The sequence below is a fragment of the Luteimonas qiangzhengi genome (assembly GCF_039548515.1).
In the GTDB taxonomy this organism is placed as follows: domain Bacteria; phylum Pseudomonadota; class Gammaproteobacteria; order Xanthomonadales; family Xanthomonadaceae; genus Luteimonas.
The window spans coordinates 1-24408 of sequence record NZ_JBCLVE010000018.1; the positions used below are offsets into that span (position 1 = coordinate 1).

General features: G+C 65.9%; 20 protein-coding genes and 2 tRNA genes. 10 read left to right on the forward strand and 12 right to left on the reverse strand.

The annotated features are described in order from the left end of the window. Positions 1-178: 178 nt before the first annotated feature. On the forward strand, positions 179-811 hold the full coding sequence (gene upp, locus WCE59_RS13160; RefSeq protein ID WP_343259233.1) for a uracil phosphoribosyltransferase: 633 nt from the start codon (positions 179-181) through the stop codon (positions 809-811). Positions 812-959: 148 nt separating this feature from the next. Here upp and WCE59_RS13165 read toward each other — a convergent pair whose 3' ends face one another. The 6 genes from WCE59_RS13165 to rsmD form a co-directional block, all read right to left on the reverse strand. Beyond that, complete coding sequence (locus WCE59_RS13165; RefSeq protein ID WP_343259234.1) at positions 960-1847, reverse strand: MBL fold metallo-hydrolase; 888 nt, start codon at positions 1845-1847, stop codon at positions 960-962. Between the two features lie 37 nt (positions 1848-1884). Then, positions 1885-3660 carry a gamma-glutamyltransferase gene (gene ggt, locus WCE59_RS13170; RefSeq protein WP_343259235.1) on the reverse strand — a complete coding sequence of 592 codons (1776 nt, stop codon included), beginning with the start codon at positions 3658-3660 and terminating at the stop codon, positions 1885-1887. A 32-nt stretch (positions 3661-3692) separates the two neighbouring features. Further along, the gene (locus WCE59_RS13175; protein ID WP_343259236.1) at positions 3693-3986 is read right to left on the reverse strand and encodes a YfhL family 4Fe-4S dicluster ferredoxin; all 294 of its coding nucleotides are present in this window, start codon (positions 3984-3986) and stop codon (positions 3693-3695) included. Positions 3987-4028: 42 nt separating this feature from the next. Continuing rightward, positions 4029-4505: a hypothetical protein gene (locus tag WCE59_RS13180; RefSeq protein WP_343259237.1), complete on the reverse strand. Its 477-nt coding sequence runs from the start codon at positions 4503-4505 to the stop codon at positions 4029-4031. 37 nt (positions 4506-4542) lie between these two features. After that, positions 4543-5049 carry a pantetheine-phosphate adenylyltransferase gene (coaD, locus tag WCE59_RS13185; RefSeq protein ID WP_343259238.1) on the reverse strand — a complete coding sequence of 169 codons (507 nt, stop codon included), beginning with the start codon at positions 5047-5049 and terminating at the stop codon, positions 4543-4545. A 74-nt stretch (positions 5050-5123) separates the two neighbouring features. Beyond that, the gene (gene rsmD, locus WCE59_RS13190) at positions 5124-5696 is read right to left on the reverse strand and encodes a 16S rRNA (guanine(966)-N(2))-methyltransferase RsmD (RefSeq protein WP_343259239.1); all 573 of its coding nucleotides are present in this window, start codon (positions 5694-5696) and stop codon (positions 5124-5126) included. An 80-nt stretch (positions 5697-5776) separates the two neighbouring features. On the opposite strand from rsmD, the gene ftsY reads away from it, so the two are divergent. From ftsY to WCE59_RS13210, 4 genes are all read left to right on the forward strand, one after another. Further along, positions 5777-7108, forward strand: a complete 1332-nt coding sequence (gene ftsY, locus WCE59_RS13195) for a signal recognition particle-docking protein FtsY (RefSeq protein ID WP_343259240.1) — start codon at positions 5777-5779, stop codon at positions 7106-7108. Then, the gene (locus WCE59_RS13200) at positions 7105-8358 is read left to right on the forward strand and encodes a hypothetical protein (protein ID WP_343259241.1); all 1254 of its coding nucleotides are present in this window, start codon (positions 7105-7107) and stop codon (positions 8356-8358) included. Before ftsY ends, WCE59_RS13200 begins: the two co-directional genes overlap by 4 nt. Next, positions 8355-9398 carry an A/G-specific adenine glycosylase gene (gene mutY, locus WCE59_RS13205; protein ID WP_343259242.1) on the forward strand — a complete coding sequence of 348 codons (1044 nt, stop codon included), beginning with the start codon at positions 8355-8357 and terminating at the stop codon, positions 9396-9398. Before WCE59_RS13200 ends, mutY begins: the two co-directional genes overlap by 4 nt. A gap of 77 nt (positions 9399-9475) precedes the next feature. Continuing rightward, complete coding sequence (locus WCE59_RS13210) at positions 9476-9751, forward strand: oxidative damage protection protein (RefSeq protein ID WP_343259273.1); 276 nt, start codon at positions 9476-9478, stop codon at positions 9749-9751. Here the strand turns inward: WCE59_RS13210 and WCE59_RS13215 are convergent. Next, positions 9727-10212: a DUF6491 family protein gene (locus WCE59_RS13215; RefSeq protein ID WP_343259243.1), complete on the reverse strand. Its 486-nt coding sequence runs from the start codon at positions 10210-10212 to the stop codon at positions 9727-9729. The genes WCE59_RS13210 and WCE59_RS13215 overlap by 25 nt on opposite strands. A 90-nt stretch (positions 10213-10302) precedes the next feature. Then, positions 10303-10378: transfer RNA gene (locus tag WCE59_RS13220), tRNA-Phe, on the reverse strand. Positions 10379-10552: 174 nt separating this feature from the next. Between WCE59_RS13220 and WCE59_RS13225 the strand changes: the two genes are divergently transcribed. Further along, positions 10553-10627: transfer RNA gene (locus tag WCE59_RS13225), tRNA-Val, on the forward strand. 53 nt (positions 10628-10680) lie between these two features. On the opposite strand, the gene WCE59_RS13230 is transcribed toward WCE59_RS13225, so the two are convergent. The 4 genes from WCE59_RS13230 to WCE59_RS13245 form a co-directional block, all read right to left on the reverse strand. Then, positions 10681-12285, reverse strand: a complete 1605-nt coding sequence (locus WCE59_RS13230; protein ID WP_343259244.1) for a serine hydrolase domain-containing protein — start codon at positions 12283-12285, stop codon at positions 10681-10683. Between the two features lie 65 nt (positions 12286-12350). Next, positions 12351-15245 carry a TonB-dependent receptor domain-containing protein gene (locus WCE59_RS13235; RefSeq protein ID WP_343259245.1) on the reverse strand — a complete coding sequence of 965 codons (2895 nt, stop codon included), beginning with the start codon at positions 15243-15245 and terminating at the stop codon, positions 12351-12353. A gap of 254 nt (positions 15246-15499) precedes the next feature. Beyond that, on the reverse strand, positions 15500-17092 hold the full coding sequence (locus WCE59_RS13240; protein WP_343259246.1) for a serine hydrolase: 1593 nt from the start codon (positions 17090-17092) through the stop codon (positions 15500-15502). A 78-nt stretch (positions 17093-17170) separates the two neighbouring features. Further along, on the reverse strand, positions 17171-20212 hold the full coding sequence (locus tag WCE59_RS13245; RefSeq protein WP_343259247.1) for a TonB-dependent receptor: 3042 nt from the start codon (positions 20210-20212) through the stop codon (positions 17171-17173). Between the two features lie 258 nt (positions 20213-20470). Between WCE59_RS13245 and WCE59_RS13250 the strand changes: the two genes are divergently transcribed. From WCE59_RS13250 to arsC, 4 genes are all read left to right on the forward strand, one after another. After that, a complete protein-coding gene (locus tag WCE59_RS13250; protein WP_343259248.1) occupies positions 20471-21865 on the forward strand; it encodes a C40 family peptidase in 1395 nt (464 codons plus the stop codon). 21 nt (positions 21866-21886) lie between these two features. Next, on the forward strand, positions 21887-22984 hold the full coding sequence (locus WCE59_RS13255) for a dipeptide epimerase (protein ID WP_343259249.1): 1098 nt from the start codon (positions 21887-21889) through the stop codon (positions 22982-22984). 13 nt (positions 22985-22997) lie between these two features. Next, the gene (locus WCE59_RS13260) at positions 22998-23840 is read left to right on the forward strand and encodes a MurR/RpiR family transcriptional regulator (RefSeq protein WP_343259250.1); all 843 of its coding nucleotides are present in this window, start codon (positions 22998-23000) and stop codon (positions 23838-23840) included. 82 nt (positions 23841-23922) lie between these two features. After that, complete coding sequence (gene arsC, locus WCE59_RS13265) at positions 23923-24276, forward strand: arsenate reductase (glutaredoxin) (RefSeq protein WP_343259251.1); 354 nt, start codon at positions 23923-23925, stop codon at positions 24274-24276. Positions 24277-24408: the final 132 nt, after the last annotated feature.

Below are 24408 nucleotides of genomic sequence, written 5' to 3' on the forward strand. Positions count from 1 at the left end.
GTCGGCGCCGTCCCTGGCGCCGACAGTCCCGCCCGGCAACACCTCACCGGACCTTCAACACTCCTTGGGTGGAATTCACGCGGCTTCGCGCGCATGACGCGCTCCTACTCGGGTGGCTGCTGCAACTTCGGTGGGTTTTGGGCGACACTGGCAGACGCCTTCGTCGCCTCTGGCCAATATGAAAATCGTTGAAGTCCAACATCCGCTGGTGCAACACAAGCTCGGCCTGATGCGCCGGGCCGACAACAGCACCAAGACGTTCCGCGAGCTGTCGGCCGAGGTGGCCGCGCTGTTGACCTATGAGGCCACGGCGGACCTGGAAACCGAAGACGCCGAAGTGGATGGCTGGGCCGGGACGGTACAGGTACGCAGGATCAAGGGCCGCAAGGTGACCCTGGTGCCGATCCTGCGGGCCGGCATCGGCATGCTGCCGGGGGTGCTGGAGATGATTCCGGCGGCCAAGGTGAGCGTGGTCGGCCTGGCGCGGGATGAGAGCACCCTCGCCGCGGTGACCTATTACGAAAATCTGGTCGACAACATGGCCGACCGCACCGCGTTGATTCTGGATCCAATGCTGGCCACCGGCGGCACGCTGATCGCCACCATCGACCTGCTCAAGAAGGCCGGCGCGAAGCAGATCAAGGGCCTGTTCCTGGTGGCTGCGCCAGAGGGCTTGCGTGCGGTGGAAGCCGTACATCCAGACATCGAGATCTACACCGCGTCGGTCGATGAGCGTCTGGACGAACGCGGCTACATCCTGCCGGGCCTGGGCGACGCAGGCGACAAGATCTTCGGCACCCCCGGCGGCTGACGGAGGCTGCAGAGGCCCCCGTAGGAGCGCGCCATGCGCGCGAAACCGCGTGAACCCAGGCTATGCTGCGTGGCGCCGGACGCGGCAACCTGTCCGAAGCCCCGATGCGACGATCAACGTCACGCGGCTTCGCGCGCATGGCGCGCTCCTACGGGAGGGGTCTTGCTTGGAGTCTGGCGGTTTCGTGGGTCGGGGCGTAGCGGCCACGATCGTCACGGGTGATCTGGACCAGCGCGACGTCCGGATCATGGGTCAGGAAAAGGTGCACGTTCCGCTCCAACTTGTCCTCCAGGAAGGCGCGCTTCTCGTCGATCAGCACCTCGGGGCTGCGGTCGTAGCCCATCGTGATCGGCAGGTGCACCCAGGGCCGCCCCGGAACCAGGTCGGCGCAGAAGGCAATGCCGCCGCGCGGCCGGCCGTCGGCACCGGGGGCACCGTGGATTTCCGCCAGCATCATGCCCGGGGTGTGGCCATCGCTGTAGGTGAAGCTGACCGCATCACCCAGCACGTCCGAGCGGCCGCCTTCGACAAACTGCAGCCTGCCACTGGCCTCCAGCAGCGCCGGAAGTTCCGGAATGAAGCTGGCCCGGTCGCGGGCGTGCGGATTGCACGCGCGCTCCCAGTGCGGCCGGCTGGTGAGGTAGATGGCGTTGGGGAACAGCAGCTCGTGCGGCTCGCCTTCGCGGTACTCGCGCAGCAGCCCGCCCACATGGTCGAAGTGCAGGTGCGAAAGCACCACCACGTCGATGTCCTCGTGCGAGAAGCCTGCTTCAGCCAGAGAGTCCAGCAGCACGTGACGCTCTTCGACCACGCCGTAGCGATCGCGGTATTTGGGCTCGAAAAACGCGCCCACGCCGGTCTCGAACAACACCGTCTTGCCATTGAGCGGCTGGGCCAGCAGCGCGCGGCATGCCAGCGGAATGCGGTTCAATTCATCCGGCTGCATCCAGCGCGTCCACAGGGCGCGCGGCGCGTTGCCGAACATCGCGCCGCCGTCGAGCTTCTGGGTGTTGCCTTCCAGCGACCAGAGTTTCATGGCTTGGACTCCATTGCGTCGGGGGCGTAGCCCCGACCTACGGTTCAGGGGTCAGCTGCACTTCGGCGGAGCCGACTTCGTTGCGCGGATCGGTGCCGCCTTCCAGGGTGTTGTCGCGCAGGTTCCAGGCCACCGTCTGCAGGTTGCCCCAGCTGTGGCTGGAGGTGCGACCACCGCTGCGACGCATCTCGTCTTCTTCGTCAGGCGCATCCACGGTGTGGCCCATCTCCCGCAGGCGGGCGATGACTTCCGGGCTGAACGCGCCGCGCTCGGCGGAAATACGGTCCGGCAGCCACTGGTGGTGGAAGCGCGGCAGCGCGGCCACTGCCTGGGCATCCAGGCCGGCGTCGTAACCGAGGATCCCCAGCATCACCATGGTGATGATGCGGGTGCCACCCGGCGTGCCCAGCACCGCGATGCGGTCGTCGGACAACATGAAGGTGGGCGTCATGGAGCTGAGCATGCGCTTGCCCGGCTCCGGAGCATTGGCATCAAAGCCCATCACGCCAAAGGCATTCGCCTCGCCCGGCTGCAGGGCGAAGTCGTCCATCTCGTTGTTCAGCAGCACGCCGGTGCCCGGCGGGACCAGGCCGGAGCCGAACAGCAGGTTCACCGTCTGCGTGGCGGCCACGCGGTTGCCTTCGGCGTCGATGATGGAGAAGTGGGTGGTTTCGTCGCCTTCCAGCGGGGTCGGCTCGCCGGAGAGCATGTCGCTCGGCGTGGCCCGCCCGGGGTGGATGGTGGCGCGCAGCCCGGAGGCGTAGTCGCGGCTGGTGAGGGTCTCCATGGGGATGTCGACGAAGTCCGGATCACCCAGGTAGAAGGTGCGGTCGCGGAAAGCGCGGCGCATGGATTCCACCGTCAGGTGAGCGCGCAGCGCGGGGTCCAGCTCTTCCAGTTCCCAACCACCCAGGATCTGCAGCATCTGGGCCAGCGCCACCCCACCCGAAGACGGCGGCGGCGCGGTCACGATGTCCCAGTCCTGGTACTTCAGGCGCAGCGGCTCGCGCTCCACCACTTTGTAGGACGCCAGGTCATCCGCGCTCCACACGCCGCCCTCGTCCTGCACGCCCTGCAGCAGCAGCTCCGCGGTACGACCGCGATAGAAGCCGTCAAAGCCGTCTGCGGCCAGGCGCTCCAGGGTGCGGGCCAGATCCGGCTGGCGGAAGGTGTCGCCCTCGCGCATCGCGCGGCCATCGATCAGGAACGCATCGCGGGTGCCCGCGTAGCGCTCCATCACTTCGGCCCGGCCTGCGTAGCCACGCTCCATGCGGCCATAGACGGGGAAGCCCTCGTCGGCCAGGCGGATCGCCGGTGCCAGCGAGCGGGCCAGCGGCAGCTGACCGTACTTGTCGGCCATATGCACGAAGGCCGCCGGGAGACCCGGAATGCCCGCAGCCCACGGCCCATTGGTAGCGCGGTCGCGGTTGAACTCACCGTCTTCGGTCAGGTAATCGTCCGAGCTCACCGCAGCCGGCGAAGTCTCGCGCGCGTCGAGAAATACATCACGACCATCCTCGGCCGTGTGCAGCAGGAAGAACCCGCCGCCGCCAATGCCGGAGCTGATCGGCTCCACCACCGACAGCGCGGCGGACACGGCGATGGCCGCGTCGAACGCGTTGCCACCCTCGCGGATGATTTCAAGTCCGGCTTCCGTTGCCAGCGAATGCGCCGAAGCAATGGCAACGCCCGGCGGCGTGGCCGTGCGGGCATGGGCCTGGCTGGTGCCTTCAGGTTGGGCGACCGCATCGCGGCCACAGGCAGGGGTGGCCACCAGGGCCACCGCGATGATCACACCGGACCAGAACTTCATGTTTGCTCCACCACTCGGGAATCAGTTGCGCATCACGCTCCGGCCATTTCGCCGGCACCGGTATCCGCCGGTGCGGCACCCTGCGCCTGCAGCCTGCGCAGCTTGGCCAGGAGCTGGATTTCGGTCTCGGGATGCTCGGGGTCCGGGTCGATGCATTCCACCGGACACACTTCCATGCACTGCGGCTCTTCAAAGTGGCCGACGCACTCGGTACACAGGGCGGGGTCGATCACGTAGATGACCTCGCCCTGTGAGATCGCGTTGTTCGGGCACGCGGGCTCGCAGACGTCGCAGTTGATGCACAGCTCGTTGATCTTCAGCGACATCTGCTTTCCCGCGCGACCTGGCGCGACTTGTTTCTCCGCGACTTACTTTTCAATGAAAACGTATTCAACCTTGGCCGGCGCCACAGCGGCTTCAACCCGCGGGTTGTCCACGGCGTCGCCGATGAACAGCACGCGCACGCCTTCCATGGTGCCTTCGGGCACGCCTTCGAACGCACGCACCGCCAGGTCCGCCACGCGGTTGGAGTTGTGACCGGCGTAGGCCAGCAGGTTGCCGCGCACGATGCCGCGGGCAAGGTCGTTCTCGGCGCGCTCGGCCAGCCGCTCGTACTCGTCTTCAAAGTTGTCGACGCTTTCGGCCGGCACCAGGTACACGAAGGGCTGGCTGTAGATGCCGTCCATGTTGCGGCCCACGGCGTCGTTCAGATACGCGCGCCACTCTTCGCGATCGCCGCTCTGCGGCGCAGTCATCGGAGCGGCTTCCACCTGCTCCACGGCCTCTTCTTTCTGGCAGGCTGCCAGCGGCAGGGCAAGGCTGGCGCACAGCAGCAGTCGGGTCATGATCTTCATTTCAGCGTTCCCTTCAGGGTTTTCAAGGTCAGGTTGATGCTTTGCGCTGCCATTCGGTCTGCAGCGCTTCGGCCACCGCCGCCGGCACGAACGCGGAGACATCGCCGCCAAGGCGGGATATCTCGCGGACCAGCGACGAGGATATGAAACCGTATTGTTCGGCAGGAGTCAGGAACAGGGTTTCCACTTCGGGAATGAGATGTCTGTTCATGCTTGCCATCTGGAATTCGTACTCGAAATCCGACACCGCCCGCAGGCCGCGCAGCAGCACGCCGCCGCTCACCTGGCGCACGAAGTCCGCCAACAGGCAGTTGAAACTGCACACTTCCACGTTGTCGTGTCCACGCAGTGCGAGCCGCGCCAGCTCCAGGCGCAGATCCAGTTCCAGGGTCGGCCCCTTGCCCGGGCTCTCGGCAATGCCCACCACGATCTTCGCGAACAACGGCGAGGCACGGTGGATCAGATCGATGTGCCCGTTGGTGATCGGATCGAAGGTTCCGGGATAGACCGCGATGCGGTTGCGCGCCACGCTCATGTCAGCAATTCGCCTGTCGGAAACGGCCGGGTCGGTGGGCGGCCAGTGTAACAGCGTCGCATCATGCTGAACCCCTATCCGGCACGCGACGCCGCGCGCCGGTACAGCGCGTGACGTGCGTCGCGGGTGCGTGATTCGCGATGCGCAAGCCAGCCCACGCCCGGCTCCACCCATCCATCCACCGGCGATTCAAGGTATAGCCATGCCTGGTCGGCAAGCCACGGATCCAGCTGTGCCAGCACCGGCTGCCACAGGTCCGCATCAAACGGAGGGTCAACGAACACCAGATTGAAGCGGCCGTGCAGCGGCGCGGCCAGAAACTGCAGCGCATCGGCACGCACCACGCGTGCGGCTGCGCCAGCGTCCAGCCGCTGCAGGGTCTCTTCCAGGCCCCGGGCCAGATGCGGATCCCGCTCCACCAACAGCGCTTCGGCAGCGCCGCGGGAAAGCGCTTCAAGCCCAAGCGCTCCGCTGCCCGCAAACAGGTCCAACACCCGCGCTCCCGGCAATACCGGCTGCAGCCAGTTGAACAGGGTCTCGCGGGCACGGTCGGAAGTGGGCCGCAGGCCGGGCGCATCGGCCACCGGCAGGCGGGTCCCGCGCCAGCGCCCGCCAATGATCCTGACCCTGCCCGGGACCGGCTTCATGGCGCGCTTTTCACGGCGGGAGGCTGGGGGCTCAGTGATACCATTCGGCCATTCTCCCCCATCAAGGACCTGATCGCGGCATGTCCAGCTGGTTTCGACGTAAAAAATCCGATGCAGACCAGTCCGACGGCCGTCGCCGGCTGAGCATCGAGGAGCTGGCTGCAGCATTTCCGGAGAGTCATCAGACAGCGCTTCCTGCCGCGGAGACTGCGCCGCCGCAGCCGCCTGAAGCCGACCTGCCCGCGGCCACGGAGCCGGTCGCAATCCCACCGGCTGCTCCGACCAGCGAAGCACCGCCGGCATCGGCAGAACCCGTCTCTAAAGCGGCTGTCGTAGCTGCTCCGCCAGCGGCGGCTCCGGTCGCCCGGGCACCCGTGCCGAAGCCTGTCGCACCGACCTCCGTCGCTGCGCCACCCGTTCCTGCCCCGGTCCCGCCAACCCCCACCCCGGCGACGCCAGCACCCGAACCGGCATCCGCGCCCGCGGCTGCACCCGGTAAAACCGGCTGGCGACAGCGCCTGGGCGGAAGTGGCTTTGCGGTCAGCCTGAGCGGCCTGTTCTCGCGCAATCCGCGCCTGGATGACGATCTGCTGGACGAGATCGAAACCGCGCTGCTGATGGCCGACGTGGGCGTGGCTGCCACCACCGGGCTGGTGGAGACCATGCGCAAGCGCATGAAGGCGCGCGAGTTTGCCGACTCCGCCGCATTGCTGGCCGGCCTGCGCGCGGAGATGATCGCCTTGCTGCAGCCGGTTGCCCGGCCGCTGCAGATCGACACTTCCGCCAAGCCCTTCGTGATCCTCACCGTAGGCGTGAATGGCGTGGGCAAGACCACCACCATCGGCAAGCTCGCCCGGCGCTACAAGGAAGAAGGCCACGCCCTGATGCTGGCCGCGGGCGATACCTTCCGCGCCGCCGCCGTGGCCCAGCTGCAGGCCTGGGGCGAGCGCAATGGCGTGCCGGTGGTTGCCCAGGGCCAGAACGCGGATGCGGCTTCGGTGGCTTTTGACGCGCTGCAGTCGGCCCGTTCGCGCGGCACCGACATTCTTATTGCCGATACCGCCGGACGCCTGCACACCCAGCAGGGCCTGATGGGCGAGCTGGGCAAGATCGGGCGCGTGCTGGGCAAGATCGACCCGACAGCCCCGCACGAAGTGCTGATGGTGGTGGACGGAACCACCGGACAGAACGCGGTATCGCAGGTGCGCCAGTTCAACGCCGCGGTCAATGTGACCGGACTGGTGGTGACCAAGCTGGACGGCACCGCCAAGGGTGGCGTGGTGTTCGCCCTGGCCCGCGAGTTCGGCATTCCGATCCGTTACGCGGGTATCGGCGAAAGGTCTGAAGACCTGCGCGTATTCGACGCCGAAGCCTTTGTTGACGCCCTGCTGCCGGAGGCGCTGGGCGGGTGAAGCGTCGCTCCGCGATCGCGCTGGTCGTGGTCGTCGCCCTTCTGCTGCTGTCCGCCCTCGCGCTGCGCTGGGCGATGCGCCCGCAGGTACTGGGCCCCCGGGTAATGGCCCTGGCCGGACAGGCCACGGGGCTGGATATCAGCGCTGATGAATTCGATTACCGCCTGCGCGGCACGCCTCAGCTCGTGGTCCACGGCGTGAGCGCACGCCTGCCGGGCGGGGCTGAGCCGCTGCTGGAAGCCAAGCGCGTCTTCGTTTCCGTGCCCTGGTCCACGCTGCGCTCGCGCGGCGCCAACCTGTTGATCACCCGCATCGAGATTGACGGCCCGCGCGTGCAGTTGCAGCCCACGCTCAGCTGGTGGGCACAGCGCCCCCGTGGTGATGGCCCGCTGCCCACCCTCGCCGAGGGCCTGCATGTGCGGCAGGGGCAGCTGCTGGCGGACGGCTGGGCGGTTGAGGACCTTTCCATCCAGCTGCCGCTGTTCGCTCCGCAGGCACGCCTGGGGGCGGACGTCAGCGGTCGCTACCTCGCGGAAACGCTGCATGCGCCTTTCCGTCTGCACGTGGCAATGACGCGCCCGGAAACCGATGCGGGTGTCGGCGTGGCCGGCACCTTCACTCTGCAGGCCGAGCGCTGGGAGCTGCCGGCCCGCGCGGTGCTGTCCACCCGGCTGAAGGAACTGCCTGCAGGAGCCGGCTTCGGACTGGCCGGACTGCGGGCTTCTGCCAGCGCGCAGCACGTAACCGCAGACCAGACCAGCCCGTTTGCGCTTGGCCTGGCCGGCGAAGGCACATTTGCGGACGGCACGCTCACCCTGGATCCCGCTGCCATCGCGCTTCGCGGACAGCACCTGATTCCACGCCTGCGCGGTCGCGGCCACCTCGCCGTGGGCCAGCAGCTGATTCTGGCCGTGATGGGGGAAATCGAACGCTGGCCGTCCGCCTGGCCGACCCTGCCCGCGCCCTTCGACGATCCCGATACGCCGCTGCCGTTCGAGCTCACCTACCGGGGCGCGCCCAACCTGGCCGATCCCCTGCAGCTGCAGCTGGCCCGCGACCAGGCGCACTTCGAGGGCCGCCTCCGCCTGCCGGAGGTGCTGGCGTGGATAGATGGCATCGCCAGCGGATCCCCGCTGCCGCCGCTTGAAGGCCGGCTGGTGGCACCGCGCGTGGACATCGCCGGCGCCAGCCTGCACGGCGTGGAGATCACCATCCAGGACGACCCCAGGCAGGCGGAGCCGCAGCCGTGACCGACCGCTTCGCATCGCGCCTGCTGGCCTGGTTCGATATCAACGGCCGCCACGACCTGCCCTGGCAGCATCCGCGCACGCCCTACCGGGTGTGGCTGTCGGAAATCATGCTGCAGCAGACTCAGGTGCGCGTGGTGATGCCCTACTTCGAGCGCTTCGTCGCTGCCCTGCCGGATCTTCCCGCGCTTGCCGCAGCGCCGCTGGATGAGGTGCTCGCGCTCTGGTCGGGGCTTGGCTATTACGCACGCGCACGCAACCTGCACGCCGCCGCCCAGGCCTGCGTGGAACGCCACGGCGGTGAGCTGCCGCGCGATCATGCCGCCCTGGTGGCCCTGCCCGGCATTGGTCGCAGCACCGCCAGCGCCATCCTTGCCCAGGCCTGGGGCGACCGCCACGCGATCCTGGATGGCAATGTCAAACGCGTGCTGTCACGCTGGCACGCGGTCGATGGCTGGCCCGGCACCTCCAGGGTCGAGAAACAACTGTGGACGTTCGCCGAATCGCATCTGCCTGACGCGCGCCTGGCCGACTACACCCAGGCGCAGATGGATTTTGGCGCCACCCTCTGCACCCGCCACGATCCCGCCTGCATGCTGTGCCCGATCAGCGCAGACTGCGCCGCCCTCGCCCAGGGACGGGTGGCCGAACTGCCCACACCCAAACCGGGCAAGCCGCTCCCAGAACGGGAAGCGACGGTGCTGCTGCTCTACGACAGCGCCAACCGCGTACTGCTGCAGCGGCGTCCGCCTACCGGCATCTGGGGCTCGCTGTGGTCACTGCCGGAAGCAGGCAGCGACGAAGAAGCACGCAGCTGGTTCAAGATCAACGTGGAAGGCGACTACGCAGCCGCCCACGCGCTGGAGCCGGTTGCCCACGCCTTCACCCATTACCGGCTGACGCTGCATCCATTGCGCTGGCAGGGCGTCGCAGCGCGACCAACTGTTCGCGATGGAGACAACCATCGCTGGGTAGCGATGGATCAGCTGGAGGCCCTGGGCATCCCGGCCCCTGTGCGCAGGCTTCTGTCAGGCGGCTTCTGAGCGCGCGCATCAAGGGGCGTGCAGGCCGGCCCAGCGCCAGCGTCCTACAATGGGACATCCCCCATTGAGAGCTGATCATCATGCGCACCGTCTTCTGCCAGAGAGAACAGGTCGACACCGAAGGTCTGGATTTCGCGCCCTGGCCCGGTGAACTGGGCAAGCGGATCTACGCCAACATCGGCAAGAGCGCGTGGTCTGCATGGCTGGCCCATCAGACCATGCTGATCAACGAGAATCGCCTCTCGCCGCTGGACCCCAAGCACCGCGCCTTTCTGGAAACCGAGATGCGCAAATTCCTGTTCGAAGGCGGTGCCGAAAAACCCGCTGGCTACGTACCTGCACCCGGCGACTGATCCGGCGCATCTTCCGGCGGCTGGTCGATCACTTCGCCGCCCTCGCGCCAGTCGCGCTCCGCATCGCGCAGCGCACCGACGTCCAGCGGCCTGATCTCATCGATCCGACAGGCAATCGCCATTGGTCCGGCACCCACCGGACGCACCCGATCAAACCGGGCGTGCACGCTGTTGAGGCTGCTGGTGATCGACACGGAGTGGGCGAAGGCCAGATCCGGGCAGCCGCCCGTCAGCTCCAGCAGCCACGCCTCACGCGGCTTGGTCCATACCGCCAATGCCCGATCGCCAAGCGGCGCCCAGCTGTGCAGGCGGCCGAAGAAATGGAAGCTGCGCACCGGCTCGCCCGCGTTGGCCCGATACATGGCCAGCTTCTCGCCGCTGTCCATTCGGGTGCTGGCGCAGCCGGCCAGCAGCATTGCCGAAAGCAGCCCCGTCGATACCGCCTTGATGGATCTGTGCATGGTCATCTCCTGCAGATTGCAAGGAACCCGTTGGATGATGAACCAAAAAAAGCCCCGCGCTGGCGAACCAGTGCGGGGCTTGAAATTCCATGGTGGCCAGGGAGGGAATCGAACCCCCGACACGGGGATTTTCAATCCCCTGCTCTACCAACTGAGCTACCTGGCCGGAATACATGCCACGGCCGAACCGTGAAAGCGGGAATGATACGTAGCGAACTGCATTTGGGCAAGCCTTTGAGCATTGCCTTCACACGGCAAGGGTCAGTACTTGTCCCTTGGACAAAGGCACCGTAAACTAGCCGGCCCGCCGAGGCCCAAACAGCCCCGGCACGCAGCATCAGGGCGGTTAGCTCAGCGGTAGAGCATTGCCTTCACACGGCAAGGGTCAGTGGTTCGATCCCACTACCGCCCACCAGATCCATCAAAAGCCCCCGGCCATTGGCGCGGGGGTTTTTTGTTTGCGGGCTATTACCGGCAGTCGCCGATGCGCACGAAAGCCAGGTCCTGGAAGTTGTAGCTGGAGCCGACACGTGGATTGATCCGGGTCACTTTCAGGGTGGGCTGGCCGCCCTGCTCGGGCTGGCTGAAATCCAGCCACGGCTCGGCGCTCACGGTCACTTCGCTCCAGTCCACCAGCAGCCGCCCACCGGACTCCATGACCGTACCAGTAAGCATGGGCGAGCGTTCCGAAGCGAACTGCACCTGACCCCCTTCCACAGCGCATACCGATGCGCGGCCAAACCAGGGGTCTTCATACACGCCCAGCCAGCGTGCGATGGATGCGGGCTCGGCCGGGACCCGGTCGCTGGTGTCCGGCACCGCTTCACCATCATCAGTCTGACCGGCCGTTGCCGCCCGATCCTGTTCGATCAAGTCGGCGTAGTGGTTCACGTCCAGGCCGCTGTCCGGACTGGTGAAATACATGCTCAGTGCCTGCCCCAACGCGGTCCTGGCGTCACCGCCCGAGCCGTTGATCATCAACACGAAACCCGCGCCCTTCTGCGGCAGCAGGGTCAGAGCCGAGAACATTCCTGAAAGGGTTCCGGTGTGCCCAACCTTGAACGTGCCGTCGCTGTCGCTGATCCGCCACCCCAGGCCGTAGGCGTAGAAGTTGGCGCCCTCCCAGTCGCGCATGCGCTGACCCAGCGGCATGGGCATGTGCACGCTCCACAGGTTGCGGCGCTGTTCCTGCGACAGCCACGGCTGTCCATCCGTCAGCCCGTGGGTGTCCGGCTGCAGCCACATCTGGATCCACGCCGTCATGTCGCGCAAGCTGCAGCGGATGCCGCCGGCGGCTGCCATCGGCACTGCGGGAACCAGCTCACCGTCCGCCCGGATGACCACGTTTCGCCCGTCCAGCTGCATGTGCGGCTGGGCTACGTTGCCCACCTCGTCGCGCTGCCACTCGCCCACCTGGCAGCGCTCCAGACCCAGCGGCTCGAACAATTCCTCTCGCAGCGCCTGCTCGTAGGATCCAGCACCCGATGCCGCCGCAGCCACTTCGCCGGCGACGATATACATCACGTTGCTGTAGTTGTAGCGCGTGCGGAAGCTGGATGCCGGGGGCAGGTGGGCAATGCCGGCAACCACCTGCTCACGGGTGAACAGGTTGGGCTCCGGCCACAGCATCAGGTCGCCGGCGGCCGGCCCCAGGCCGCTGTTGTGGATCACCAGGTCTCGCACCTGGATCTGCTCGCTGACCCACGGGTCGTACATGCGGAAGTCCGGCAGGTGCCGGGTGACCGGATCATTCCATGCCAGCTTGCCCTGGTCTGCCAGCCGCGCCAGCAGCGCAGTGGTCATGGCCTTGCCGTTGGAGGCGATCTTGAACAGCGTGTCCTCATCGATCCGATCGCCCTCGCCTGCGCGCAGCTCGCCATCTGCGCGCATGTAGATGACCTCGCCGTCCTGCACCACGCCCACCGCCATGCCGGGCAGGTTCCAGCGCTCCATGGCCTGGTCGAACAGCTCGTCGAGCTGGGGATTGGCCCAGGCCGGCGTCAGGACAACAGCGGAAAGGAGTGCAAGTGCGCAGGTGCGCTTCAGCAGTGGGGTCATGCGCTGTTGGGTCATGTTGTCATCCAAATAAAAAGCCGACCGCACCCATGAGGTGTGCGGCCGGCAAAGTGGAGCGTGGTTCAGAAGCGGTATTCGGCCAGCAGCGAATAGGCCCGTCCACGCGGATCGGCGACCCGGGGCTCCCAACCCGCACCGCTGGCCCAGTCGTTCTTGTGCGCAGTGAACGGGGGATCGCGGTCGGTCAGGTTCTTCACCCCGAGCACCAGCCTCAGGCCTTCGAAGCCGGTGTAGCTCAGGCTGTAGTTATAGGTGACATAGCGACCCACATCCGGATCCCAGTTGCTCGGAATGTAATGGTCGTTGGCAACGCTCGTCGGTTCTTCATCCTTGTAACCATGCCGGTAGATCTGGGTCAGGCTGTGGGCCCAGTCGCCCTTGGCCCAGGAGAAGCCAAGCGTGTGCTTCCACTTCAGGGGCAGGCTCCAGTAGCGAAGGTAATTGCCCACCAGGTTGTCCGAATACGGCTGGGACTCCAGCAGCTTCTCCTGATAGTTGTCCAGGTAGCTGCCGTTGAAGTTGACCCGATAGCTGCCGCCCGCCAGGTCGCCCATGATGTTGGCATCCAACTCAAAACCACTCATCAACGAGCCGCCGGAGTTGATGAAGCGGCGGTCGATCAGTTCCACTTCACCGCTGGCGTCGCGGATCCAGTTGTTGCGGAACAGCTCGTAATTGTCACGCAGCACGTCCAAGTCCGGGCCGGTGCGGATGGTATTGGTGCGTTCGATTTCCCACCAGTCGAGGCTCGCGTTGAACCAGTCCACCGGCGCAAACACCACGCCGAAGCTCTTCTGGCGCGCCTCTTCCGGCTGCAGGTCCTCCTTGCCACCCACCAGGATGTCGGGACGGATGGATTCGCACCCCGGCCGTGAATCATCCACCACTCCGCCCGGACACTTCTCCGGGTCGGCCACATCCAGGGCGGTGTTCTGGGTTGCGGTGGCGCCACTGAACAGCTTGCTGAACTCCGGCGCCTTGAAGCCGGTGCTGTAGGCGCCGCGGAAAGCCACCGCGTCGATCGGTTTCCACATGAAGGAAACCTTCGGGTTGGTGGTGCCCCCGAAGCCATCGTAGTGGTCGTAGCGGCCGGCCACCGTGACCTCCAGCGTGTCGTGCAGAGGCAGGTAGACCTCGGCGAACACCGCCTTTACGTCACGGCTGACAGATGGCAGGGTATTGGCCGCATCAAACGGCGCGTTGAAGATCGCGGGACGCGCTTGCACTTCGTGCTGGTCGCCGTTGAACGCGAATTGCTCACGTCGCAGGTCGGTGCCGAAGGCCACCTGCAGCGGACCGCCGGCGAGGTTCCAGAAGCTGGTGGAGACCACGGCGTCCAGGTTGGTCACTGTGGAACGGCCGCCATAAAGCACCACACCCGAGGCCGAAGCGGCTTCCAGCGCAGCCAGTCCCTGTGGGTTCTGCTGCTGTCCCGGCATCAGGAACGGATTGATCAGGCCGCTGCCGAGCACCTGCTGCAGGCCATCCACGTAGTGGTATCCACTGCCGAGGCGCGATTCGGATTCGCTGGAGGCCCGCGACAGGCCGGCGCTGTACTCCCAGCGCCCGACCTCGCCTTCAAAGCCCGCCATCACCCGGTAGGCTTTGGTATTGGTGAGCACCTCGCGCGGTCCGCAGGCGTAGCAGCGCCACCGGTATGCGATCGGCGCGCCGTACTCGAGCTGGTCGGGACCGAAGAAATCCTCGAGCGACCCGTACACCATGTCGTAGGTGTCCCGGGTCAGGTCATTGAGCGGGAACCAGGTGCCAGGGTTGAACGTGGCCGTGGCGGTAGCGCTGGAGGAAATCTGGTTCGGTTCGAACTGGCGGTTCACATCCACGTCCGAGCCCATGAACTCCACGAACGCCTGGCCCGCATTGCCAACCTTGAAGGTGGCCCGCCCGATGAACTGCACGCTCTCCTGTGGCTGCTGCATCACCGCCGCAGCGGGGTAGTCCCAGGAGCAGCCGTACCTGGAAGCAACGTTGGTGGCAGTGGTGGCCCAGAGGCGGTAGTCATACGGCCCCATCATGTCGTCGCCGGCTTCACAGCCCGGACCGCCAGGCAGGTTCAGGGTATTGACCCCGTTCACGACCTGTCCGGTGTCCGGATCGATCAGGCCCGCTCCAGTCAGCGAGTCGGCCAGGTTGAAAATGGTGGCGAACGGCGTGCCGCGCGTATCCGGCGAGAGGCCGCGACTGGGCTGGAAGCTGTTGGAGAAGTGGCGGGCGTTGCCGCGCAGGATGTCGTTCTTTTTCACCGAGATGGTGGCAAACGCATTCCAGCCCTGAGTATCCAGATCGCCGCCGCCAACCAGCAGGTTGGAGCTGTAGATATTGCCGCCGCCCTCCTCGGGCAGGTCGACGAAGCCGCTGATCTGCGCACCGGTGAAATCGTTGCGGGTAATGAAGTTGATTACCCCGCCAATCGCGTCGGTGCCGTACACCGCCGATGCGCCGTCGCGCAGCACCTCGACCCGGTCGATCGCTGCAAACGGAATGGAGTTCAGGTCAACCGTCGTGCCGCGCAGACCGTGGGCAGCGACACGGCGGCCGTTGAGTAGCACCAGCGTGGCGTCCGCACCCTGCCCGCGCAGGTTGGCACCCGACACCCCGTTGTTGCCACGCAGGTCTGCCGGCGCGATGCCGGCGTTGGCCGACAGGTTGTCCGATCCGTTGCCGCCGATGTTGAGATAGCTCAGCAGCTGCTCGGCCGAGGAAATTCCCTGCGCCTCGATCCGTTCCCGCTGGATCACCGTCACCGGAAGCGCAGTTTCCACATCGGTGCGCTTGATCCGGGACCCGGTCACCCTGACCGTGTCGAGAGTCTGCGCTGCGGACCGCGCAGGCGGTTCGGCCTCCGACTCCTGGGCCACCGCGATCCCCGGCAGTGCAAGACCAAGCAATACGGCAACGGCAAGGTGACTGTGCTTCAGGAACGACTGATTCGCATGCATTCGTGCTCTCCGGTGAAGTGATGCTGCTGATCAACAGACACGGGCAGCCGGACAGCAGCGGGTGACACGCGCTGCCGTGCACGGCGCCATTGACGGGCGTGCCGGCAGTGCCATGTCCAGTTCAACCGCTCCTGCGGTAAAGCCTTGCTCCCCTTGCCAGGGCGAGGGCCTGCGATCCCCTACCGCATGCCCGCCCATTCACACTTATGTAGCACGCCCCCCGTAATGGGTCAAAGCGCACGGATCAGCCGCGCCTACTCCAACGCACACTCGCCCATGCGAACAAAGCCGAGGTCCTCGTAGTCGTAGCTGAAGTCCGCTTCCGGATCGACCTTGGCCATCGTCAGGCGGGCCGCGCCATCTTCGTCCAGGCTGAACTCCAACCACGCATCGGCATCCGCGCCGAGGGTGTCGAAATCAACCAGCAGGCGTCCGCCCGCGGCATGCACCGGGCCTGCCAGACGCGGAGATTTGGCCGACTCGAAGCGCACGCCATCAGCGGCCGCGCAGATGCTGACATCGCCGAACCAAGGATCGCGATAGTGGCCAAGCCATTGCGCCATGTCTTCGGCTAGCGCCGGGCTGCGTGGCGCCCTGGCGTCCGCTGGCAACCCGGCGGTACCTGCAGCCAGCGCCGCTTCGCGATCGCGTGCCATGGCTTCGGCGTAGTACGCCACCGTCCTGCCAGCGTCCGGATCGGTGAAGTGTTTGGCCAGGGTCTGCTCCAGCACCGTTCGCGCCTGGCCCGCATTGGAATGGATCAGGATCACGAAGCCCACATCCAGTTCCGGCAGCAACGTGACCGCGGAATACATGCCGGACAGCGTCCCGGTGTGCGAGACCTTGCTCGTGCCATCCACATCGGTCAGCCGCCAGCCGTAGCCATACGCGGAAAAGTGACTGTCGTTCCAGTCGCGCATGCGCTGGCTCATGGGCATTGGCATGTGCGCGGTCCAGACCGCTTCGCGCTGCTCCGCGGACAGCCATGGGCTGCTGCCTTTTGCCTCGCTGGCGGTATCCGGATCCAGCCAGACTTCCACCCAGCGCAACATGTCATCCAGTCCGCAGCGCACACCGCCGGCGGCCGCCATGGGCATGTCGGTCACCACCTCGCCATCCGGACGCGCCACCCAGGCACCGTCACGATGTGCATGGGGTTCCGCTACGCTGCCCGCCTGGTCCACCCGCCACTCACCAACCCGGCAGCCCTGCATGCCCAGCGGCTGGAACACTTCACGCCGCAACAGCGCATCAAACGGCGCCTCACCAGCGGCCGCGGCCACTTCGCCCGCCACGATGTACAGCGTGTTGTCATAGGCATAGCGCGAGCGGAAACTCCACAGCGGCTTGAGATGCGCCAGCCCGGCAATCACGTCCTCGCGGGTGAAGTGGTTGGGCTCGGGCCACAGCATCAGGTCGCCGGCCCCGGGGCCCATGCCACTGTTGTGGATCAGCAGGTCGCGCACCTGGATCTCACGCGTCACCCAGTCTTCGTACATCCGGAACCCGGGCAGATGGCGGATGACCGGGTCATCCCAGGCCAGCAGGCCAGCATCCACCTGGCGTGCCAGCAGCGCCGCTGTCATCGCCTTGGTGTTGGAAGCCACCTTGAACAGCGTATCGCTGCGGATTGGCTCTCCGCTGCCGGCGGCGGTCTCACCGCGGACCTCGATCTGCCGCACCTGGCCATCCACCACCACCCCGACGGCAATGCCGGGCAGGCCGTAGCGCTCAATGAGATCGTCGACCGCGGCGGTGACTTCCGGGATCGGGCCGCTTGCCGCAGCCGGGGCAAAAAAAATCGCAGCCGTGAAAGCGGCCGCGACGAGAGATGGATAACGGATCACAGTCAGAGCTGCTCCTTGATTTGAAGGCTCCCCGCCGGCCGCAGCCGGCGGGGTAGCTGTTTGCTGCTTTATCGGGGATCAGAAGTTCCAGGTCACCACCAGCTGCGCGTAGCGCGGCGACTGCCAGCGGGTACCGGTGCCGTACAGCGGGCGCACCTGGCCGGGGTTGCCCTCGTAGCGCTGGCGCACGTTGATCACTTCCTGGTCGTTGAGCAGGTTGTAGACCGAGAACCGTGCCTTCAGGTCGATGCCGTCCACCGGCAGCGTCCAGGTTACGTTGGCGCCCACGTCGTAGGTCCACGGCAGGCGCCCACCCGCGCCACGACCCGCGTACTCGTGCACCCGGCCGTCGACCGGGCCGTCGCAGTTGGCCACGCAGTGCCAGAACGACCCACCGCCCGAGCCTTCGGTCACGAAGCTGCCGGCCCCCAGCGAGTCACCAGGCCAGGTCACGCCGAACTGGTTGATCGGCCCACCCGACATGGCAGTGACGATGCCGCCAAACGACCACTGCTCGTTCAGGGCGTAGCTGCCGCGCAGCTTGATCTGGTGGCGACGGTCATTGAACAGCGGACCGTAGTCCTGGTTGTTGGCCGGGTGATCCCAGTGCTGGACCATGCCGGTATCACCGTAGTTGGTGTCCGAGTTGACCGGGCCCTCATGGTTGCCGTGCGACTTCGACCACAGGTAGGACGCGTTGAACGCCCACTTCTCATCCCAGGCCCGGTCGATCTGCAGTTCGACCGACTTGTAGGTGCGCTTGGGGTCGTAGTAACCGGTCACTTCCCCGCTGCCAGCCTTGATATAGCCGTCCTTGGAGGTATCGATGGTGATCCAGCCTTCGGTGTCGCAGCCGATGCTGGCATCGCCCCAGATGGTCACGTTCTCACCCGGGTTGCCGATCGGCCACAGGCTGCTGCTCAACGGACCACACGGGGTGTGGTTGATGCGCAGGTCATCCATGGCGTTTGGCATGCGGCGATAGGTGGCGTTGACGCCCCAGGACCAGGCCTGGTTGATCGCACTCTGGAAGCCGAGGATCGCTTCGTCCTGGTAAACAGCATCCAGGTCGCGGCTCACGCTCTGGCGCAGGTCGTTCACCGGCAGGTTGTAGGAATCATCCACGCCGCCGATCTGCGCGCCGAGCACCGGCACCATGTACGGGGCACCCGTGACCGGGTTGCTGCCCTGGTTCCAGCCTTCAATCGCGTAGAACGTACGTTCGTCAATCAACCCGCCCGCGAAGTTGTAGTTGATGATGCTGGTGACCGGCAGGTAGTAGCGGCCGAGGTTACCGAACAGCTTGGTGGTCCCGTCTCCCTTCATGTCCCAGGAGAAGCCCAGGCGCGGTGAGAACAGGTTGTCCATCTTGATGAAGCTGTCGCCCGTCGCGGTCTTGTTGTTGAAGTTGTCGAACCGCACGCCCAGGTTGACCATCAGGTTGGGGGTGACGTTCCAGATGTCTTCGACGTACCAGGCAGTCGCAGTGGTTTCAAACACGCCACCGTCGATGCGACGACGCCCCATCATGATCGCGTCAACGCCGGCCGGCACGACCGCGCCGTTGTCGAGCACGTCGCCCGGGTTCATGCCGAACGCGGTATAGCGCATCGCGTTCGGACCCGGGTAACCGGTGGTCCGGTCGGTGGTCATGACTTCGTGATCCACACCGAAGCGCAGCATGTGATCGCCCAGCGCCCACTCGAAGTCCAGTCGGGCGACTTCGCGCTCGTCCTCGTGGGTCACGATGGAGCCGGAGCCCGGGTGGCAACCCGCCGGCAGCGGCCGGTAGCCGTCATAGACATTGTTGTAGCTGCTGTCGATGAAAATCTGCGCGCAGGGCCCGTCGGCCGGCGAACGCGACATGGCCTGGCTCTGATTGATGCCGTACATGGCCTTGGCGGTAAACGCCTCGCCGAAGTAGCCCGTGTAGGTCACCGAACCACTCTTGCCACCGCTCTCGGTGGTCTGCATGCCGGTCTCGCCGCCACGCTCACCGGTATCCCAGTTGTAGGCGTACGTGGTGCTCTCGTACTCACCCTCGTCCGAGAAAGCCAGCAGTTCCAGCGTGTGGTTGTCGGTGATGTTCCAGTCGAGCTTGGTGCCCCAGAATCCGTTGTCGGAACCGCCGTTGGTCCAGCTGTTGCCATTGAGCGCGCTGCTGCGCTCGTTGTTGTCACGGAACTCGTACATCGCGAACAGGAACAGCCGGTCGCGGATCAGCGGTCCGGAGGCCCACACGTTCGCCTTGTTGAAGGTCTGGCTGTTGCGCGAGCGGCGGTAGCGCACCGGCACCGGATCACCATTGGCGTCCACGTTGGTGAACTCGTGGTCATCGGCGGTTGCGCGCCAGGCTTCCGGCTCGAAGGTCACTTCCACGCCGCCCTGCAGCTCGTTGGTACCCGAGCGGCTGACCGCGTTGATCACGCCACCGGTGCTGCGGCCGAACTCCACCGAGTAGCCGCCGGTCTTGACCTGGAATTCCTGGAAGAAGGCAAACGGCGCCGCCGAGTAGCTGTGGCGACGGTAGAAGTCGGTCACGTTCAAGCCGTTGATGAAGACCGAGTTTTCTGCGATCGACGAGCCACCAAAGGACATGCCGCCAAGGCTGGAATTGCCGCCCATCACGCCGGGAGCCATCATCGCCACGGCCGACAGGCTCTGCGCCACCGGCACGCGTGCCCACTCTTCGCGGGTGATATTGGTGGCCGACTCGGTCGAGCGCACGTCCACGCGGTTGATCACCCGGCTGCCCAGCACCTGGACCGCGGCGAGGTTGGATACGCCGGCATCCGCGCCCAGGTTCACCGTGGTGGTGCCACCCAGCGATACGTTGACCGAGACCGGCTCACCCACCGACTGGCCATCGCGGCGGACGCTCAGCGTGTAATCACCGACCGGCAGCTGGCCGAGGCGGTAGCTGCCATCGGCACCGACCGTGGCCGAGCGGGTCAGCCCGGTTGCCGGATTGTTGACGACGATCTGGTCGCCGGTGGTGGCACGGCCGGCCACCGCGCCGGTGACGCTCTGCGCGACCACCACTGGCACCACGGCGGTCAGACACGCGCCCAGGGCGAGGCTCAAGGCAGCTCGGCGGAGGTTGGTACGACTGGCCTTCATTTGGATGCTCTCCGGTACAGATATTCGGGGTAGTAGTTGTATTGATCGGGGGAACGGCGGGGCTGTTGGCCCGGAGCCGATGGCAAGCTGATGGCTGTTGAATTCGCCGTGCTCACTGCAGTTCTCTCCTCCCCAGGGAAACTGTTAAAGCTGTGTAACATGGGCGTCAAAGCTTCGTCAATAATTTATTCTCGATTGTTGCTTTTGCTGAATGATGTATTCCATGATGGTGCAACATCCCACTCTTGGAAGTAATCCATGCGCCTTGCGATCCTGCTCCTGGGCCTGGTGTTCACGATGCCTGGCACGCTGTCAGCGCGCGGGCCCACGGCCTCCACGCCCCCGTTCGCCGTACCGGGGCTGACCGAAGCCCAGTTCTCACCGGATTACTGGATCGATGCGCTGCCCGACGCCGATCGGGTGATCCTGACTCCGGCGCAGATTGCCGAGCAGAACGCGCGGATGGTGGCCGAAGAATCTTCCATCTTTGATCTGGAAGCGCTGCCGGCGCGACTGTCGGGCGAACAGGTGCGCACCTGGATCGAAGATCTTTCCTCCCTGCCCAGCCGCGACCTGTTTGATGAGCATGGGCAGCAGATAGACCCGAACGTACTGGTCCGGATTGACGCCAATCGCGCCCTGGACTCGGTGCCCGCGGACCAGGCGACCCGCTACGGCATGGCCGTGCAGCGTGCGGACCTGCGCGCCTTCCCTACCTCACTCCGGGTGTTCCATTCCGCGGGTGACAGCGACATCGACCGCTTCCAGGAAAGCGCCCTGTTCCCGGGCGATCCAGTGGTGATCACCCATCAGAGCGCGGACGGCGAATGGCTGTTCGTGGTCAGCCAGCGCTATGCCGCGTGGGTCGAGCGCCAGTCTGTGGCGGAAGGCGACCGCCAGCAGATCTTTGCCTGGGGTCGCAGCGAAAGCTTTCTGGTGGTGACCGGCGCCACGGCGCACACCGTGCACACCCCGGAAAACCCGCGCGTCTCACAGGTGCAGCTGGAAATGGGCCTGCGCGTTCCGGTGCTGCTGGATCGCTCCCCGCTGGAAGTGATCAACGGCCAGCTGGCCTCGGCCCACCACGTGATCGAACTGCCGGTGCGCAATGATGACGGCACGCTGGCATTTGAACCGGCGCTGCTGCCACGTTCGGCCGACGTGGCCGACGACTACCTGCCGCTCACCGAAGCCAACCTGATCCGCCAGTCGTTCAAGTTCCTGGGCGAGCGCTATGGCTGGGGCCATTCCTACAACACCCGCGACTGCAGCGGTTTCGTATCCGAAATCTATCGCAGCTTCGGCGTGCTGCTGCCGCGCAACACCAGCCGGCAGTCGATCACCCCCGCACTCAACCGCCTGGCGTTCTCGGCCGAAGACGATCACCAGACCCGGATCGACGCGCTGGCCGAAGCGCGCCCGGGCGACCTGGTGTTCATCCCCGGCCACGTGGTGATGATCATCGGTCATGTCGACGGCGAGCCGGTGGCGATCCACGACACCGCCGGCATGAGCTGGCTGCCCGACCCGGACGGCGAGCTGGTCCGGCTGAAGCTCAACGGCGTAGTGGTGACCCCGATGCTGCCGATGATGTCCAACGCCACCACCCGCACCACCGACCGAATCACCAACATCCAGCGTATCCGGCCCTGAGCCGCGGAAGCCGCCACACTCATGAAAATCACTGAAGTCCGGCTCGGCATGCTCCGGGTCCCGCTCAAGACCCCATTCAAGACCGCGCTGCGCACCGTCGATACGGTGGAAGACATCATCGTCAGCATCCACACCGACACCGGCAACATCGGCTATGGCGAAGCGCCCGCCACGGCGGTGATCACCGGCGATACCCACGGCTCGATCATCGAGGTGATCCGCAAGCTCATCGCCCCGCGCCTGATCGGCATGGACGTGGCCGAGCTCAACGCGATCCTGCAGCTCATCCACACCTCCGCCGAGCGCAACACCAGCGCCAAGGCCGCGGTCGAAATCGCCATCTACGACCTGTGGGCGCAGCTGTATGGCGCGCCGCTGTACCGCATGCTGGGTGGCGGCGACCCTGCCCTGACCACCGACCTGACCATCAGCGTCGACTACATCGACAAAATGGTGGCCGACTCCGTCTCCGCCGTGGACCGCGGGTTTGAATCCCTGAAGATCAAAGTGGGCAAGGAGATCAACGTCGACCTGGAGCGGGTCAAGGCGATCTACGCCGCGGTCGAAGGCCGTGCCCTGCTGCGCCTGGACGCCAATCAGGGCTGGACCGCCAAGCAGGCGGTGTACGCCATCCGCACGCTCGAGGATGCCGGCGTGCAGCTGGAGCTGGTGGAGCAGCCTGTCAAGGCGCGCGACATTGCCGGACTGAAGTTCGTCACCGAGCGGGTGCACACGCCGATCATGGCCGATGAGAGCGTGTTCGGCCCGTCCGAGGTGATCGAGCTGCTGCGCCAGCAAGCCGCCGACATCATCAACATCAAGCTGATGAAGACCGGGGGCATCTCCAACGCCATCCGGGTCGCCGATATCGCCGCCCTGTACGACGTGGAGTGCATGATCGGCTGCATGATCGAGACCAGCATCAGCGTGGCCGCGGCCGTGCACCTGGCGGTGGCCAAGTCGGACATCATCCGCAAGGTGGATCTGGACGGACCGTCGCTGTGCGCGTTTGACCCCGTGGATGGCGGCGTGGATTTCAACGAGTCGGAAATCTCCATCAGCGATGCGCCGGGACTCGGCATCCGCGAGATCCGCGGGCTCGAGCCGTTGGCACCCTGAGCGGAGCATTGCCATGCCGTCGCTGCTGAAAATCCGCGCCCAGCGCGACCAGATGTCGGCAATCGAGCGGCGCATCGCGGACTTCATCCTGGAAAACGCCCACCTGCTGCGCGACTACTCCTCCCAGCAGCTGGCCAATGCGCTGGAGATCAGCCAGTCGAGCGTAGTGAAGTTCAGCCAGAAGCTTGGCTTCAAAGGCTATCCGGATCTGAAATACGCCATCGGCGAAGACCTGGTGCGCAGCAATGGCAACAACGGCACGCCCGCACCGGCGGCGCTGGATGACGACACCAGTCCGGGTGAGCGGCTGTGGCAAGCCAAGACCGACGCCGTGCGCGAAACGCGGCTGCTCAACCCGGCCGACCGGATCGAGGCCGTGGTGGATGCGATCCGCGGCGCCCGCACTGTGTTCGTGATCGGCCTGGGCCAGGACGGCATCGTGGCCCGCGCCTTCACCCTGCGCCTGGCGCAGCTGGGCATCCTGGCGGTCTACCACTTCGACCCGGTGCTGATGCCTACCAGCCTGGCCAATGCCAGCCGCGAAGACGTGATGATGGTGTTCTCCGAACACGGTCGGCGTACGGTGTTGACCGAGCTCAGCCGCCTGTTCCGCACCCGCGTGGGCAAGGTGGTCAGCGTGACCCGCAACACTCCCAATCCGCTGCGCGCGCACGCCGATCTGAATCTGGTGATCTCGGGCCACGACGAGCGCACCCACGTGGAGCCGCTGCTCTACCAGGCGGCGCTGCAGCAGCTGCTGGACGTGGTGTTCCTGCTGTTGTGTGAGCACGGCCAGGAGCGGCTGCAGCTGCTTGACCACGACGCCAGCCGAATCCGCCAGCTGCTCGAGTCCTGAAAGCTGCGGCCCGGGCACCGTTGCCCCCGCGCGAGCGGCACGGCACGATGGCGGGCTGATCGATCCATATTCAGAGGTGCCCATGGCCGGATACGTGCTGTATCACAACCCACGCTGCTCCAAATCCCGCGGCGCACTGGAACTGCTGCAGGAACGTGGCGTCCAACCACAGGTGCTGCGTTATCTGGACACCCCACCCGATGCCGATACGTTGCGCGGGCTGGTGGAAAAGCTCGGCATCCGGCCGCGGGAGTTGCTGCGTACCGGGGAAGAGGAATACTGGAGCCTGGGCCTGGCCGATGCGTCGGTGGACGACGCCGCGCTCATCGCGGCAATGGCCGCGCATCCCCGTCTGATCGAGCGCCCGATTCTTGTGCGCGGCGCCCGTGCCGTGATCGGCCGCCCACCGGAACGCGTGCTCGAACTGGTGGATTGAACGGGCGTCGCGACGTCCCCACCCGTAGGAGCGCGCCATGCGCGCGAAGCCGCGTGACCATCATTCATGGGGTGATAGCCGCGATGGCCGAGGGGCGCGTGGCGTCGGGGGCGTAGCCCCGACCTACGGGTG